Origin of the sequence: Oceaniferula flava, assembly GCF_016811075.1 — a bacterium.
GTDB classification, from domain to species: domain Bacteria; phylum Verrucomicrobiota; class Verrucomicrobiia; order Verrucomicrobiales; family Akkermansiaceae; genus Oceaniferula; species Oceaniferula flava.
On record NZ_JAFBGL010000010.1, the window covers coordinates 31,503 to 46,261 of the forward strand.

Consider the following 14,759-nt stretch of genomic DNA (forward strand, 5'->3'; position numbering starts at 1 on the left):
GTGGGCGCGGGGCTTAGCCTAGGCGTCGTCCTTTGTCGAGTCCGCGGCGGGCGCTTCGTCCTTGGCTTCGTCGTCGGAGCTCGCAGTGGGTTCGGGGGATTTTGCTTCTGTTGGTTCGGAATCGACGTTTTGGTCGCTTTCGTTTTCCTCATGATCGGTCTCCTGCGGCTCTTCCTCTGCTTTTTTTCGCCCTCCACTTTCCAGTAGATCGGCGATGTCTTGCTGCACGCTGTCGATTTCCGAGAGGGGGATGTTCGGGTCCTTGACGATGAAGACATCGCCGGACTTCCGGTGTTCGTAAATGCGGAGGATGCCCGTGGGGGTGTGTTGGGAGTCGGCCTCCACCAGTTGTTTCTTCCGTTCTAACATCACCGCGAGAATGTAGCGTACGCTTTCGGTGTGCTCCTCGTCTTCCTCCACCAGTCGGCGAAGCAGGTCCTCCGGGCTCTCCTCGGTGACTTCGACGGTTTCTTCCTTCACCGGCGCATGGTAGACGCTGCCCCAGAAGGAAAACGGCTGATCGGCATCGGCTCCCAGGCTGTCCCAGGCGTCCTCGCTGAAGTCCCGGCGGATGTAGCCGCTGGATTCCGGGTCGGGGTAGAGGGCGGTGTAGAAAGTTTCGCCATCAGTGAACTTCTTCTCCGTCACGCTGCAGGTGTGGGCGCGTGATTTGATCGACCAAGGTTCGTTGAGTGCCATGCCTCACTCTCTTGGTTGCGGTTTCAAGTTTCAAGTGGAATGAGTGAGGCCTCGACGTTTTTGTAAGACAAATGCCGCAAATTAGGTAGATTAGCAGCATGGAAACTGTCGATGAGGCTACGGCCGAAAGCACCCCCCGTGAGGCGACCAAGGACCGCGTGGTGGTGAAAAAATCGCGAGCGTCGTGGATCTGGGCCCTGTTCGGTGGGCTTTCGCTGCTAACAGTAGCCGGCTTTGCGAGCTTCTACTATTTCGTCTCCAAGCCGACGACAGCCCCGGTCCATCAGCTTGCCGAGGCTTTGTCCGGCGTTTTTGGCACTGAAGTGACCGTGCACGGCTCCACCGCCGTTTTGGAAAAGTCTGAGATTGGTGAGCTCGCGCTGGTGCAGCGGAAAACCCAAGCGATCACCAAATTTGAAACCACCTGGATGGGGAGCAACAAGCTGCTGATCGTGCGCGGTGATTTCCTGGTGAAAGCCGGCTTCGACCTGACCGAAGGTGGCCAGTGGGGGATTCTCGAGGGAAAGGTGGAGGGCGATTTGCCGCAGGGGAAGGTTCTCAGCTGTGAACCGATCGGCGATCTAGAAATCTACTACGCCGAGAGCGGAACGCTGAATCGGCTCAGCCCCGAGGATCATGCCTCGGCCTTCAATTACTTAAAAAATCAAGCCCGCCGCGATGCCGAGCGCAGCGATATCGGTAAGGAGGCCGAACAAGTGATGCTGCGCCGGATCAACGATCGCTTAAGCGGGGAGATAAAAGAAGGGCAGTGGAAAAACCAGCTGCCCTAATGATTTGGAGCAATGTTTAGTGCTCCAGAGGGCTGTCTCCGGAGGCATCTCCGAGGTGGGCAAGATCCTGTGGGAGGAATTTCTTAAAGCGGGTCTTATCGATCGCTTTCATGTAGGCCTCCTGTGGAGTGACCATACCGGACTGGAGTTTATCCCAGATGGCTTCATCCATGAACTGCATGCCTTCGGCTTTACCACCGATGATGACATCGTAGAGCTTCTGAGTGGCCCCCTCACGGATAATCGCGGAGACGGCAGTGTTGGCGAACATGATTTCATTCACCGCGGCACGGCCAGGTTTGTCACAGCGCTTCATCAGCAGCTGGGCAACGACACCTCGCAGGGAGGCTGCCAACATGGTGCGGACCTGACTCTGCTGATCGGCAGGGAAGACGTCGACAATACGGTCGACGGTTTTACGGGCGTTGTTGGTGTGCAGGGTTCCGAAGACTAACAGGCCGGTCTCGGCTGCGGTCAGGGCGAGGGAAATGGTTTCCAGATCCCGCATCTCACCCACTAGCACGATATCGGCATCTTCACGCAGCACGGCGCGCAGGCCATCGGCGAATGATGGTGTCTGGATCGGCACCTCACGCTGGGTGATGATGGATTTCTTGTTGCGGTGCACGAATTCGATCGGCTCCTCAATGGTGACGATGTGGCGGTTGAAGTTCGAGTTAATGTAATCGATCAGCGCGGCCAGGGTGGTGGATTTTCCTGATCCGGTGGGGCCGGTGACCAGCACCAGGCCTGAGCGCATGTGACCAAACTGCTTGATCACCGCAGGAATGTTGAGGTCTTCCAAGCTGGCGATCTCCGTAGGGATCAGACGGAACACCGCGGAGAGTCCGTTACGTTGTTTCAGGTAGTTACAGCGGAAGCGGGACTTTTCATCCATGGAGTAGGCAAAGTCCAGGTCGCCGGTTTCCATGTAGATTTCCCACGCTTTGGGATCGCAGATTTCCTTGAGCAGGCGGTGGATGCGATCGTGAGTGAGCAGCTCCGTGTCGGGGATGACGGAGACTGCACCGTGCACACGGGTCTTGGGGTATTCGCCTTCGGTGAGGTGAAGGTCAGATCCTCCGGTTTCCACAAGGTTGCTGAATAGGGCGTCGATTTCGGCCATGACGATAGTTAATTAAAGTGTTGAGATGATAGAAATTGAATGAGGAAATTACATGCTGAAGAACTCACGCATCTGTGATTTGTCTTCGCTGCGGAAGAGGATTTCTTCCTGGTCCACGGTTCCCTTGACGTAAAGTTGACGCAAGGAGTCGTCCATGGTGATCATGCCGACGTTTTTACCCGTTTGCATGATGCCGGGCAGCATGTAGGTCTTGCCTTCACGAATACAGTTGGAAACTGCAGCGGTGTTGACTAGCAGCTCGATCGCCAACTCGCGGCCAGTGCCGTCGGACTTGGGCACGAGCTGTTGGGAAATAATGCCGCGCAAGGACTCGGAAACCATGATCCGGATCTGGTCCCGTTGATCGACAGGGAATACGTCGAGAATACGGTCGAGCGTCCGCGGGGCGTTGCCGGTGTGCAGGGTGGCGAGCACCAAGTGACCGGTCTCCGCTGCCGTCAGCGCCAGCGAGATCGTCTCCAGGTCGCGCATTTCCCCCACCACAATCACATCCGGATCCTCACGGAGAGCACCGCGCAGCGCCTTCGGGAAGGAGTCGGTGTGGGTGTGAACTTCGCGTTGGTTGACGTGGCAGTTTTTCGATTCCAGAACGTATTCAATGGGATCTTCCAGTGTCAGGATGTGGTCTTCGCGATCGGTATTGATGAAATCGGCGATCGAGGCCAGGGTGGTGGATTTACCCGAGCCCACGGAGCCGGTGACCAGCAGCAGTCCGTTTTGGTAACGTGTCAGCGGCAGCAGCGATTCCACGGGCAGGCCGAGCTCTTCCATGGTGCGCACTGTGGTGTCGATGATACGGAAACAAATATCGTATCCCAAACGTTGTTTGACCACCGAGGCACGGAAACGTCCTTGCTCATTCTGATAAGCAAAGTCGACGTCGCCCTTTTCTTGCAGACGGTTCCACTCTTTTTCGGCCAAGAAGGACTTGGTGAGCTGCTCGGTCTGCTCGGAGGTCAGCGGCTCGGCAGCTTCCCAGATAGGCTGGAGCTGGCCGAATCGGCGCCATGCAGGTGGATAAGCGGTGGGTAGGTGAATATCGGAGCAACCGTATTCGATACCTACCGATAAATATTGATCAACGTGGTCGTAGACCGGAATGTCAGACATAATGGTTTAAGGAAGTAAGTTTCTCCCTAAACTGACAGGTTCGCTTATGTTGGAAAGAGAGAAGTTTAGGAAAATAAACCTATCTTTCTCAAATGGCACGCAGTCAGCGAGTTGCGGCCAATATTTTGTGTTTAAAGCCCTAACATGGCAACCACTTCGTCGCGAGTGAAGATAGTGGGGTCTTCAGCTGCTGCGTCCAGAGTTTCTACGATCACGAGAGCGGAGAGGTCTGAAACGGCGGAGCTGTCGTTGCTGGCCAGAGTTGTGTCAAGCTCCACAGGCGCTTGTTGAGCCAGTGAGCCGGCGGGGGCTGCCGGGGTGCTTGATGGATTCATCTGCAGGGCGATGAATGCGGCGGCAGCGCAGGCGGCGGCACCGAGAACCAACTTCGGTGGGGTGAAGAAGGCGGCCAAACGGGCTTTCCAGCCGGAGGCATTATTAGCTTCCAGATGGCGGACTTCACGCAGCACATTGCGGGCAAAAAAAGCATTCGGCTCCGGTGTGGAGGCTTCATCCATCAGCTTCCAGAGAGGGTCCGTAGAGTTCCACTCTTCAGCGGCATCAGATGGCACGATGGCGTTTTCTGAGGGCTTTCCGGAGGTGGAGTGATGGGGTGATTGCTGTTTCATGGCGCGTATTGAACCCTTAGGCGTTGTGATAGTTGCATAAAAGATGAGAAATTCAAACTCCTCTTTTTGCACCCCAGAGTTGGATGTGGAGCCGATCGCTAAAGCGGTAGTTCCGACCGCGGCAAAGATCGGCGAGCCAGAGGCGCCGTTGCTGTAGGGCTTCCTCGCTGCGTCCTTCCGGCATCAGTAGGATGCGATCGGTCGGCAGCGCATACTCGGCGATCAGTTCTTCCACCTCGGCGAGATCGTCTTCGCTGGCGATGACAAATTTGAACCACGCCTTGTTCGACCGAGCAAAGAAGCGCATCGCCTCGCCCCGGCGGCGGAGCTCCTTGGCATTGCCCGAGTTCGCCAGCTTGGCGGAGACGTTGTATTGATGCACCAGCTGATCGAAGCCCTCGCTGGGGAGCTGGGTGCCATTGGTCTCGACTTCGAAATAGTAGGCCGGGTTTTCAGCCAGCAGCCGCTGCATCAGTGCCTGCCACGCCTGATCTTGCAAAAGCGGCTCGCCACCGGTCAGGATCACCCGTTGGCAGGGGTAGCCGGCGACGATGGCCGCCACGTCCTCGACCGGCAGTTCCGTCAGGTATTCCTCCCTTTTGAATTTCCGGTAGTTGGGGTAGGCATCGTTTTCGTGCTGCCACGGTGTGCCCTCCCAGTTCCAGGTGTAATCGGTATCGCACCAGATGCAGTGAAGGTTGCACAGCGAGGCACGCACGAACACCGAGGGGCAGCCGGTGCTGACACCTTCGCCCTGGATGCTGTGGAAAATCTCCGCCTGTCCGTTCAGGCAGGCGAGTTTGAGTGTGGCGTCGGCCATGAGTTCATTGGGAGGTGGCGGGTGCCGCTCCGGAACATCGATGCGTGTTAAACCTGTGGGAAAACGCGCTCGAGCAGTTTCTTGGTGGCCACGATGCCATCGTGCTCGGAGAGTGTTTTTCCTTCGTATTCAATCCCGACGTAACCTTCGTAGCCGGCTTCCGCGACGAGTTTCATCGCCTTCAGGTAGTCGGTCTGCACTTCGTCGCCCTCGGCATTGAACTCGCGGCTTTTGGCGGAGACGCCCTTGGCGTAGGGCATCAGGTCCTTGATGCCCTGATAGCGATCGTATTGGTGGAAGTTGCCGAAGTCGGGCAGGGCTCCGCAGTTGTCCATGCCGACTGTTTTCAGCACGTCAGCCAGCCATGCTCCGTCCGAGGAGAGACCGCCGTGGTTTTCCACGATCACGTTGATGTCGAAGTCCTTGGCGAAGGTGCTGAGTCGAGTCAGACCGTCGATGACTTGTTTGGCCAATTCTTCGCGTGAGCCGGGGCCTCCGGCGTTGACGCGGATGGAGTGGCAGCCGAGGAATTTTGCCGCTTCCACCCACTTCTTGTGGTTCTCCACAGTTTGCAGGCGGGCTTTTTCCTGCTTGGCGCCCAGTTGGCCTTCGCCGTCGCACATGATCAGGACGTTGCGGACACCTTCGCTGTCGGCGCGTCCCTTGAGGTCCTTGAGGTAGGCCATGTCCTTGGCCTGTTGTTTGAAGAAGCTGTTAACGTATTCCACGCCGTGGATGCCGAATTTTTCCTTGGCGTAGCGGGGGAAATCGATGTTTTTCAACTCACCCTTGCGGATGGTGCGGTGCAGCGACCACTCGGCGAGCGAGAGCTGGAATCGGTCGCCGCCCGGTTTTGTCTCAGCATCCTTCGGGCGATCCGCGCAGCCCGGGAGCTGGCTTCCGGTGATGGCTGCGGTGGCGGCGAGTGTGGTTTTCAGAAATCCTCTGCGTGAATGGTTCATGAGCAAAATGCTAACCAGACACTATTTTCGTGCAAGCCAATAGGCAACCAACATGCTAGAGCTGTGCCCATGAGTATTATTACCAAGCGAGGCGACGATGGCTTCACCGATGCAATGTATGGCGGACGATTGCCGAAAGATGCCCCGGAGGTGGTGGCCTGCGGTGATGTCGATGAACTCAATGCCGCACTTGGCATGCTGCGGGTTTCAGGCCTGTCGTCGGAGCTGGTGGAGGAGATCGATACCATTCAGTCCCATTTGGTGGCGCTGATGGGTTTGCTGTCGGTGCCGGCGGCGAAACGGGAGGAGTATCTGGCGGATGGTTTTCCCTCGGTGACTCAGGCTGAAGTTGATTGGCTGGAAAGCATCGCCGTGGAGATGCCGACGAAGTTCAACGGCTGGGTGCGACCCGGTGCCAGCGGCAGTGTGCCGGCGGCGTGGATGGACATGGCGCGCACGGTGTGCCGTCGTGCCGAGCGCAGCGCCTGGCAGGTGCCTGAGGTGTCCTCGGAGGCTTGCCAATTTCTCAATCGCCTCTCCGATATCCTCTGGCTGTGGGCGCGGAAGCTGGAAGCGGCCGCTAGCGGTGAATGAAGAGGAAGATCGGCAGGGGCCAAATGGCGATGACGATGGCGGAAGCTGCCATGAAAATGGAGGCCGCCAGCCAACCCCAGCCGCGTTTGGTGCCACGACAGGCCCAGAGGCCGACGAGGAAACCGAAGGCCATGCCGGAAATGTGCGCCGTGTTGCCAATCGGGATGATATTGCCCATCGAGAGGAAGAAACAGAAGATCTGCCAAATCAGGAACCATCGCAGGGTGGAGCCGTTGAAACCTTCGAGGAAGCCGGTGAACCGGGGCCAAGCGCCCCACATAAAGCCACCCATGGCATAAACTACACCGGAGAATCCAATGCCGCCAGCCGGCGATGCCATGATCTGCCACGCCGAGCTGACCAAGGCTGCGGCGAGGAAAAAGGCCAGCGTTTTCCAGCTGCCGAGACCTCGCTCCATCAAGGTGCCGAAGCGAACCAGCCAATACATGTTGAAGAACACATGGAACATCTGCTGGTGCACGAAGGCGGAGGTGATCAGGCCCCACCAGCGCCCTTCGTAGAGTTCTTTCAGGCTGATCGCACCCAGCGAGCGGATCAGGCCTTCCTGGTCGACCATTTCACTGCCGCCACGGTTCAGCAGCAGGAAGACCGAGGCGCACCAGAGCAGCACGCCGTAGGTCACCACCGGGAGCAAGTCCGGAAAGCGCTCGTAGAGCCGGGAGCGCATGGCCGGGCCGGCATCGGCGGGGTTTTCAGGCGGGTATTGAAATTTCATCGGTAAGCGCATGGTTCACGAAGGGGAATGGCGGGCGCAGCATGTTTCTAAACAGCGATGCGGGCAAGAGGGAAGTGTCGGCGGGCAGAAGATCCATGGCTCGATCAGAGATTGCATTGCTCCGAGAGCCTTGCTAGATGTCTCGGCATGAAACCTGGTGGCAGTGAAGGAGGATCCGGCTCATTTTTGATGGGCGGCGGTTTGGTGCTGATGGCGCTGGGGATGTATCTTTTTCTCGACTCCGTGCGCGTGCAGTCGGGCCACTTTGGCTGGGTCTCCGGCATGATCGGTCGTGGTCGCCAAGGTATGGAAACCACATCTATGGGGATCGTGTTTCTGCCCTTCCTGATCGGAGTGGGGGTATTGTTTTTTGACGCGGCAAAGAAGTGGGCCTGGTGGCTTGCTGGGCTGGGCTTGGCGGTGATTGCCATCGAGATTCTCAGTCGGATCCGCTTTGTGCTCGATATGAAAACCACGCACCTGCTGATGATTTTGTGCATGGTGGCTGCTGGAGCGGGGATGGCCCTGCGTGCCTTTGCCACCGGATCGAGTGATAAGTAGGGGCTGTGGTGTGCGTATTGATCGGGCGATTCCGGTCGGCGATCTCGCTCGCATTGGCACTTGCACTTACCCCTTATCCCGCTAACTTGCGGCTCCTCTCCACGAGGCAATATCCCATCAAGCTTATGAATTTTCTGAAGATTACCCTGTCTGCCTGCTTTGCCATGATTTGTGCTGGTTCTGGCCTGACCCACGCAGCTTCCAAATCTCCCGAGTTGCTGGCTCCCTATCTTACCGTGGACAACGCCGTTAAAGGTGAAGTCGGCGCGATCGTGCCACCGAAGGAGATCAACAAATACATTTCCAAAGTTCAGGCCGCGGCGAAGGCCAATCCTGAATGGCACAAGGAGTTCGCCAAGGATGCCAAGCCAGGGGTCCCACTGCCATGGCACGAAAACTTGGGGCTGACCAAGGAGGAATATGCCGAATATCTTAAACTCTGGGATGCCCGCCAATTTAAAGCTGTCCAGCAGGTGGTGATTCGTCTCGAGGAACCCAAGCCCGGCGAGTGGATGATCCGCGTCAGTGGCGTCGGCATGCAGATTTCCCTGCTGCGTTTCGATCCCAAAACAGACACGTTCAAGTCGCCCAACGGTGAGCTTGAGCGCATCGAGGACATCGATGCCGAACCGCGCAGCATTCTTGGCGCGTGGGCCGGACACGAGTGGCGCTATGAAAACAGCACCGAATTCATCTCCACCAAGGAAAACTTGGCGATTGGGAAATACAAGGACGGCAAGCACTGCATCCTGATCTACCGTCTTCAAGAAAGCACTTCCGGTCACCGTTTGGCAGATAAAAGCTTGGTGATCCGCTTTGCCCCACCTAAGAAGTAAGCTTCGATCATGAGCGAGCCCACGCCACGAGACGAAGGGCGTTCCGCACCGCTCAGACGACGCCGGTTTTTCAAAATCGGCTACTGGCTCCTGCTGCTCACTCTGATTGGCTATGCCGCATCAAATCTCTGGTTGAGTTCCCCATGGGGCACCGCCATGGCGGAGAGAAAGCTCAAGGAGCGGACCGGCATGGACTGGGCGGTCGATTCCATGAGCTGGTCGCCATGGAATGGATTTACTGTCAAAGGGGCCAGCATGCTGCAGCCGGATGCGCTGCGCGAAAAGCTGGACCAACCATTGCTGGAGGTGGAGGAAATCCAGATCCAGCCACATTGGGGGCCTCTCTTCCGTGGTCATGCCCGACCTCGTGAGGTGACCATGCAGCGTCCCAAGGTGATGCTTTCGGTGGAAATGCTTGCGGCGATCGCGTCCCAGTCGAGCCCCCAGGAGGTGGTGCAGGTGCAGCCGAAAACCGAGCCTGCAACCACACCGCCGAAACCGACCGCCAAAACGCCCTCCCAGCCAAGCTCGTCACCGAAACAGCCGAAGCCGACAGTGGCGAAGAAGCCAAAGTCGAAGGAGACTCAAACGACCGCAGAGCAAGCTCGCCCGCCTGCCGGATTGCCCATCCGGGTGGTGGTCACCGACGCTCGAGTGGAGTTGGTTTCCCTTGCGAAGGGAATCGAGCTGCTCGATGTCAATGGTCTGGATCTCGACCTGCCAATTTTCGGTGAAGATGCCGAAGGCCTGGTCCGCATAGCCGAGCTCAAGGTCCCGGGAATCGAGCGTCTTGCTGGAATCGAGCAGAAAGTGGTTTGGAAGCGTCCCTACTTGGAAATTGAACCCCAAAGCATCGACCTGGGAGGTCTGAAAGTCAAAGGCCTGGCCCAGTTGAACCTGAGCGGAATGCGTCCGTTTTTGATCGATCTCTCGATGCCCCCCCAAGCCGTGGACCAGCTGCCGTGGCTGGAGCGCTTCGCTGCGGATGTGAAAGCGGAGCAGGCATCGGGTCGGCTGCAGATCACAGGTTCGGTCACCCATCCCATGTCATGGCGCGCTGGGATGGTGGCGCAGGCGAGCCAGGTGGAGTTGAAAGAACTGCATGGCAACAATGTCATCCGCTTCGATGAAGTCTCAGTCCCTGCCATGTTTCAGCAGGGACGGTTCCGCTGGAGCTCGGTGCGTGTGATCGGTGAGGATCTTTCAGTTTTGGGAAATGGCTCAGTTTCCCTGCACGAGGGCGTGAACTCGGTCACCCGCCTGGTCGCTTCTCCCGAGCTCGCCGTGGTGCTGAAGAATGCCATGATCGGTGCCGGCATGGTGAGTCGCCGGCGCTGGTGGGAGGATCTCGATACCCCCGATCGGCAATATCGCGATATCTATGTCAGGGGGAGTTTAATCGATCCCCAAGTCGATCTCAGCGCTCAGCACACCGACGTCCCACTATGGCAGGCGCTGGCCTCCGTGATGCACTTCATCCGTGTGGAGATGAGCGAGGAGGGCGTGGAGCTGAAACCGCTTCCCAATCAAGAATTACTGAATACACGATACCATGAGAATCATTAGTGGCACAGCAGGCAGCCGATCCATCACCGTGCCAGGATCGGTGGCTAGACCGAGCACCGACAGACTGCGCGAAGCCTTGTTTTCCATCCTGGGGCAGCGTGTTGCAGGTGCCAGGGTCTTGGATCTTTTTGCCGGCTCCGGAGCGCTTGGGCTGGAGTGCCTGAGTCGCGGTGCCGCCAGCTGTGATTCCGTGGATGCCAGTCGTGAAGCCTTCGCCGTCATTCGGAAAAACCTCACCGCGCTGGGTCTGAAAAATGGGAAGGCAATTCACCAAGATGTTTCACGTTTCTTGCAAGGGGCAGGGGGGAAATACGATCTCGTTTTTGCCGACCCTCCTTATTACAAGAATGCAGCCGACCGGGATTTCGTGTCCGAGCTGCTGCAGGACGAAACGCTGCCGGGGCTGATGGCTGATGACGGGCTGTTAATTGTCGAGGATCCACCTGCCAATCAGCGGGAGGATGAAAATGGGTGGAAATTGTTGGATTCTCGCCGCTACGGAGGCTGTGGGATTTTGTTTTACCAACGTTAATCATCGTCTAGTTTCCACCCGTCCTCATCATGTCGCGTTCTACGGTTCTTTTTATTTATAACTGCCTCTTGCCCATTTTCTTCATTGTCGCCTTTCCGGCGTGGTTGTTGAAGATGTGGAAGCGCGGAGGCTATGGCACAGGTTTGTTGCAGCGTTTCGGCCGATTCAAAGCCCGCGCCGATTGCGAGCCGAACCATGTGGTCTACATCCATGCCGTCAGTGTCGGTGAGGTGCTGATCGCGGTGAAGTTGATCGAGTCGTGGCTGGCCAGGCATCCCGACGATAAGCTGCTACTGGCTGCGACCACTTCCACCGGCTTGGCGGTGGCCAAGGAAAAAGCACCCGACCGCGTCCGAGTGATCTACAGCCCGCTGGACTTTGGTTTCATTCTGCGCTCGGTATTCCGCCGTTTCTCGCCTCGCCAAATCGTGTTGATCGAGGCCGAGGCTTGGCCGAATTTACTCAACACCGCCAGGCTCGCTGGCATCCCCGTGGCCATGGTGAATGCCCGCTTGTCGAAGCGATCCGAGGCACGTTTTCACAAAGTCTCAGGCCTTGTTCGTCCGCTCTTCGCGATGATCGATACCTTTGCTGTGCAGAATGAGGGAGATGCCAAACGCTTTGCTCAACTCGGAATCGATCCGGACAAATTGCATGTCACCGGTAGCATCAAGTTCGACCCCTCGGGAGGCAAAGCTCCACGGCGTCGGTCTGAATTCCAGCAAATGCTCGATGACTTTGGCCCCGGTCGACCCGTGGTTCTCGCCGCCAGCACCCATGCGGGTGAGGAGAAATTGATTGGTCAGGCCGTCATGGAGGCTCAGCCAGACGCTTTGTTCTTGGTGGTGCCTCGGCACGCCGAACGCCGCGCCGCCGTTGCCGCCGATCTCAAATCCATTGGCTACGAGGTAATCCTGCGCAGTGATTATCATCGGCCTAACCGACCCCACAAAGCCTGCTTAGTGGCCGATACCACAGGCGAGCTTCGCGATTGGACGGCCCACGCCGACATCGTGGTGATTGGAAAAAGCTGGCTCGGTGAGGGTGGGCAGAACCCAGCCGAGGCGATTATTGCCCAGGTGCCGGTGATTTGTGGGCCCCACATGGGTAACTTTGAACCTTTGATCTCGATGCTGCGTGAGAGTCAGGGGGTGAAGGTGTTAGGCTCAGCGGATACCTTGGCCGCTGAAGTGAAATCCTTGCTCAACGATTCCGCCGCCAGAGAAAGACTTACCGGATCGGCCACAGAGGTGCTGGCTGTGCATGAAAATGCAGTGGAAAAAACCATCGATCTGGTGTATTTGAATGCTTCCGTTAGATGACGGATCATGCCACAGTAGCTACGCCCATGAGTGACAACGAATCAGCCCCAGACGCAGAACCCAAAAAGCCCGCAGACACCGGGAGCAAGAAACCTGCTAAAAAAGAACAAGCCTTGCCAGATCTCACTGCTCTGAACTTCGGTCCCGCATGGGCGAAGAAAGAGCAACAACCACGTCGTTACGATTCGGCTGACAAGGGACAGCGGTCCAAAGGCGGTGGTCGTAAAGAAGGGGGGCGCAGTGGTGACGACCGCAAAGGCGGCGGACGCCGTGAACCTCGTGGGAAACGCGATGATCGCCAGCAACGCGGCGGTGACCGCAGACGTGACGCACGTGGTGGCGGCGGACAAGGGCGCGAAAGACGCCAACGTCCACCCCAAGTGCAGGCTCCGGACGGCATCAAAGCTCGGATCATGCCCATCGAGGATGGTCTCGACGCCATGGCCAAACAAATTTCCGCTACCGGAAGAACCCACTCGGTCTTCGATCTGGCCTGGTTGGTGTTAGGTGGCAACGAACGCTACAACGTTATTTTCGAAAGCGAAAAAGAGCCCCTTTACCGCAGCCGCAGTGATCATTCGGTTTGGCTCTATCAGAAAGAGTGTCTCGATCATTTTTGGAACCAAGGTGGACTTGCCAAATACTATGAGGAAGAAGTCTCCGAAGTTGAACCACCGTCAGGGAATTTTCAATCGGTTGCCCGCTGTGGCATCAGTCGCACCCTGATCGGCCCACCCAACCACCACGCCTATCAGCAGAACATCATGGACCTGCATCGGGAGAAATTCTCGAATATGTCCCTTGAGAAATACAAACAACGCATCGTCATCGAGCACGGTGAAGAGGCGGTGCAGGAATGGTTGGATAGCATGACCAAACAACTGCGCTGGCGTCCGAAGGCAGAACCGACAGAAGCGGCAGCTGTAACAAAAGGTGCCGCAGAGGACACTGCCCAAGCTGAGTCGACTCCCCCCGAAGAAGCTCCTGCCGCCGAGGAACCTACCGGCGAAAGCAGCGAGAGCGAAACTCCCGCTGAAACTGCAGAAACCCCAACACCAGCCGTGGAAGAAACGGTGGCCATCCTCGACAGCCGCCGCGATGTGGAAGCGCATTTCCTCGCGCATGGCTTTGAGAAAGAATACGAAACGGGCAAGATCATGTCCGCTTCGGGGAACATTTCCGCGAAGCTGATCAGCCCCGGCTTGCTCGCCCTGCAGAAGAATACCGTCACCGAAGCCCGTCGCTACCCAGGTGAACTGGCTTCCATCCTCTGTCGCCAAATGAGCGGCAGACACTTGGCCGTTTTCAAATGGAAAAAACGCCTGCACTGTGGCCCGTCACGGCCCAAACAGGTCTCCAAGGATCTGGTCATGGCCGATCGCCCCACTGTTATGTTCAAGTGGGTCACCGACACCCCAGGCGGCAATATCGATGCCATGTGGAAGAGCATTCTCCCCGAAGATATCGATGATGAAACGCGCCACCAGTGGTATCACGATCTGCACTGGCTGATCAACGAGGGCTTTGTTCTGTTGTTCGCCGATGGCACCTTGCACGCGGCCAAAGAGCTGGACAAGCCGGCGGGTAAAAAATCGGCGAAGAAAGCCGCCCAAAAATCCCCGCAAGAAAAGCCGGCAAAGAAAAGCCCGAAGGCAAACGAGCCACCGAAAGAGCTGACCAAAGCGATCGAAAACGCTGATGTCGCTCCGGAGAAATCGGAACAGCCAGAAGCTCCGGCTGAACCTGCAAAACCGGACGACGACACAGCTGAGCCGAAGTCGTAACCCGGACGGCTTAGCTCGATCAGATTGACCACCGCTACCATTGATCCAACGTGTCCGAGGGAACAAAGCAGAAAACCAAGCGCTATCCTGCCCGGATTTTCTGCCGGGCAACGATCGTTTGTCCTTCCTGCTTGAAACGTTTCAAGGAGCGGGCCGAGCAATGCCCCCATTGTGGGTTTGATGCACACAGCACTGTGCGGCAGTTTAACTACACGCCACCTGTGCTGGAGTGTCTGATGGATCACGCCGGTGTGACGGATGACCAAACGCGCAGTGCGGTGATCGCAGCCAGCGACCGGGTCTCGGCCATGTTTCCCCAGGTGAAACTGTATTTCTGCATGGTGCGCCTGGGCGAAGAAGTGAAGCTGCCAGAGTTTGGCTTCTGGATGATGAATGCCTGCATCCTGCAAGAGGGACAGACCGAGATCGACCGCGCGTGGAGCATCCTCCTGATTGTCGATGTCGAGCGCGGTATCGCATCGGTGACCCCCGGCTATGCCATCGAGGCCTTCATGGAGGATAGTGGTTGGGAAAAATTACTGACGGATATCTCCCCCCAACTCAACAACGAAGATTATCGCGAAGCTTTGTTAGGCTATGTGCAGGGAGTGGAATCATTGCTCAGCAAAGAATCACAGAAGGTCCGCAATATCATCAAGATCAAGTAAGT

Annotated in this window: 16 protein-coding genes; 9 read left to right on the forward strand and 7 right to left on the reverse strand. The window is 57.2% G+C overall.

Going from position 1 to position 14,759, the window contains the following annotated elements:
* Positions 1-18: 18 nt before the first annotated feature.
* The gene (locus JO972_RS14005; RefSeq protein WP_309490695.1) at positions 19-699 is read right to left on the reverse strand and encodes a hypothetical protein; all 681 of its coding nucleotides are present in this window, start codon (positions 697-699) and stop codon (positions 19-21) included.
* A gap of 98 nt (positions 700-797) precedes the next feature.
* Here JO972_RS14005 and JO972_RS14010 point away from each other — a divergent pair, with 98 nt between their 5' ends.
* A complete protein-coding gene (locus tag JO972_RS14010) occupies positions 798-1,490 on the forward strand; it encodes a DUF4230 domain-containing protein (RefSeq protein ID WP_309490696.1) in 693 nt (230 codons plus the stop codon).
* Positions 1,491-1,506: 16 nt separating this feature from the next.
* Here JO972_RS14010 and JO972_RS14015 read toward each other — a convergent pair whose 3' ends face one another.
* From JO972_RS14015 to JO972_RS14035, 5 genes are all read right to left on the reverse strand, one after another.
* Complete coding sequence (locus tag JO972_RS14015; protein ID WP_309490697.1) at positions 1,507-2,616, reverse strand: type IV pilus twitching motility protein PilT; 1,110 nt, start codon at positions 2,614-2,616, stop codon at positions 1,507-1,509.
* 48 nt (positions 2,617-2,664) lie between these two features.
* The gene (locus JO972_RS14020; protein ID WP_309490698.1) at positions 2,665-3,747 is read right to left on the reverse strand and encodes a type IV pilus twitching motility protein PilT; all 1,083 of its coding nucleotides are present in this window, start codon (positions 3,745-3,747) and stop codon (positions 2,665-2,667) included.
* A gap of 131 nt (positions 3,748-3,878) precedes the next feature.
* Positions 3,879-4,376 carry a hypothetical protein gene (locus JO972_RS14025; RefSeq protein WP_309490699.1) on the reverse strand — a complete coding sequence of 166 codons (498 nt, stop codon included), beginning with the start codon at positions 4,374-4,376 and terminating at the stop codon, positions 3,879-3,881.
* A gap of 52 nt (positions 4,377-4,428) precedes the next feature.
* Entirely contained in the window at positions 4,429-5,196 is a 768-nt protein-coding gene (locus JO972_RS14030) for a 7-carboxy-7-deazaguanine synthase QueE (protein WP_309490700.1), read from the reverse strand.
* Between the two features lie 47 nt (positions 5,197-5,243).
* A complete protein-coding gene (locus JO972_RS14035; RefSeq protein WP_309490701.1) occupies positions 5,244-6,158 on the reverse strand; it encodes a sugar phosphate isomerase/epimerase family protein in 915 nt (304 codons plus the stop codon).
* 69 nt (positions 6,159-6,227) lie between these two features.
* Here JO972_RS14035 and JO972_RS14040 point away from each other — a divergent pair, with 69 nt between their 5' ends.
* A complete protein-coding gene (locus JO972_RS14040; RefSeq protein ID WP_309490702.1) occupies positions 6,228-6,752 on the forward strand; it encodes a cob(I)yrinic acid a,c-diamide adenosyltransferase in 525 nt (174 codons plus the stop codon).
* Here the strand turns inward: JO972_RS14040 and JO972_RS14045 are convergent.
* Positions 6,739-7,488 (reverse strand): rhomboid family intramembrane serine protease, encoded by a 750-nt coding sequence (locus JO972_RS14045; protein ID WP_309490703.1) that lies wholly within the window; start codon positions 7,486-7,488, stop codon positions 6,739-6,741. The two genes, JO972_RS14040 and JO972_RS14045, sit on opposite strands and share 14 nt — an antisense overlap.
* A 147-nt stretch (positions 7,489-7,635) precedes the next feature.
* Between JO972_RS14045 and JO972_RS14050 the strand changes: the two genes are divergently transcribed.
* From JO972_RS14050 to JO972_RS14080, 7 genes are all read left to right on the forward strand, one after another.
* Positions 7,636-8,049, forward strand: coding sequence for a hypothetical protein (locus JO972_RS14050; RefSeq protein WP_309490704.1), 414 nt, complete (start codon positions 7,636-7,638; stop codon positions 8,047-8,049).
* 125 nt (positions 8,050-8,174) lie between these two features.
* Positions 8,175-8,885 (forward strand): hypothetical protein, encoded by a 711-nt coding sequence (locus tag JO972_RS14055; protein ID WP_309490705.1) that lies wholly within the window; start codon positions 8,175-8,177, stop codon positions 8,883-8,885.
* A gap of 9 nt (positions 8,886-8,894) precedes the next feature.
* Positions 8,895-10,451: an AsmA family protein gene (locus JO972_RS14060; protein WP_309490706.1), complete on the forward strand. Its 1,557-nt coding sequence runs from the start codon at positions 8,895-8,897 to the stop codon at positions 10,449-10,451.
* On the forward strand, positions 10,438-10,983 hold the full coding sequence (gene rsmD / locus JO972_RS14065) for a 16S rRNA (guanine(966)-N(2))-methyltransferase RsmD (RefSeq protein ID WP_309490707.1): 546 nt from the start codon (positions 10,438-10,440) through the stop codon (positions 10,981-10,983). Before JO972_RS14060 ends, rsmD begins: the two co-directional genes overlap by 14 nt.
* Before the next feature lie 29 nt (positions 10,984-11,012).
* The gene (locus JO972_RS14070; protein WP_309490708.1) at positions 11,013-12,305 is read left to right on the forward strand and encodes a 3-deoxy-D-manno-octulosonic acid transferase; all 1,293 of its coding nucleotides are present in this window, start codon (positions 11,013-11,015) and stop codon (positions 12,303-12,305) included.
* A 26-nt stretch (positions 12,306-12,331) separates the two neighbouring features.
* Complete coding sequence (locus tag JO972_RS14075; RefSeq protein WP_309490709.1) at positions 12,332-14,089, forward strand: hypothetical protein; 1,758 nt, start codon at positions 12,332-12,334, stop codon at positions 14,087-14,089.
* A 50-nt stretch (positions 14,090-14,139) separates the two neighbouring features.
* Positions 14,140-14,757, forward strand: coding sequence for a TPM domain-containing protein (locus tag JO972_RS14080; RefSeq protein WP_309490710.1), 618 nt, complete (start codon positions 14,140-14,142; stop codon positions 14,755-14,757).
* Positions 14,758-14,759 lie beyond the last annotated feature (2 nt).

What these genes read in the sequence shown, in the direction of transcription:
- JO972_RS14055 (WP_309490705.1), top strand. Translation starts at nt 8,175, where the DNA reads ATGAATTTTCTGAAGATTACCCTGTCTGCCTGCTTTGCCATGATTTGT.
- JO972_RS14070 (WP_309490708.1), top strand. Translation starts at nt 11,013, where the DNA reads ATGTCGCGTTCTACGGTTCTTTTTATTTATAACTGCCTCTTGCCCATT.
- JO972_RS14060 (WP_309490706.1), top strand. Translation starts at nt 8,895, where the DNA reads ATGAGCGAGCCCACGCCACGAGACGAAGGGCGTTCCGCACCGCTCAGA.
- rsmD (WP_309490707.1), top strand. Translation starts at nt 10,438, where the DNA reads ATGAGAATCATTAGTGGCACAGCAGGCAGCCGATCCATCACCGTGCCA.
- JO972_RS14040 (WP_309490702.1), top strand. Translation starts at nt 6,228, where the DNA reads ATGAGTATTATTACCAAGCGAGGCGACGATGGCTTCACCGATGCAATG.
- JO972_RS14045 (WP_309490703.1), bottom strand. Translation starts at nt 7,488, where the DNA reads ATGAAATTTCAATACCCGCCTGAAAACCCCGCCGATGCCGGCCCGGCC.
- JO972_RS14010 (WP_309490696.1), top strand. Translation starts at nt 798, where the DNA reads ATGGAAACTGTCGATGAGGCTACGGCCGAAAGCACCCCCCGTGAGGCG.
- JO972_RS14020 (WP_309490698.1), bottom strand. Translation starts at nt 3,747, where the DNA reads ATGTCTGACATTCCGGTCTACGACCACGTTGATCAATATTTATCGGTA.
- JO972_RS14025 (WP_309490699.1), bottom strand. Translation starts at nt 4,376, where the DNA reads ATGAAACAGCAATCACCCCATCACTCCACCTCCGGAAAGCCCTCAGAA.
- JO972_RS14050 (WP_309490704.1), top strand. Translation starts at nt 7,636, where the DNA reads ATGAAACCTGGTGGCAGTGAAGGAGGATCCGGCTCATTTTTGATGGGC.
- JO972_RS14015 (WP_309490697.1), bottom strand. Translation starts at nt 2,616, where the DNA reads ATGGCCGAAATCGACGCCCTATTCAGCAACCTTGTGGAAACCGGAGGA.
- JO972_RS14005 (WP_309490695.1), bottom strand. Translation starts at nt 699, where the DNA reads ATGGCACTCAACGAACCTTGGTCGATCAAATCACGCGCCCACACCTGC.
- JO972_RS14030 (WP_309490700.1), bottom strand. Translation starts at nt 5,196, where the DNA reads ATGGCCGACGCCACACTCAAACTCGCCTGCCTGAACGGACAGGCGGAG.
- JO972_RS14075 (WP_309490709.1), top strand. Translation starts at nt 12,332, where the DNA reads ATGAGTGACAACGAATCAGCCCCAGACGCAGAACCCAAAAAGCCCGCA.
- JO972_RS14035 (WP_309490701.1), bottom strand. Translation starts at nt 6,158, where the DNA reads ATGAACCATTCACGCAGAGGATTTCTGAAAACCACACTCGCCGCCACC.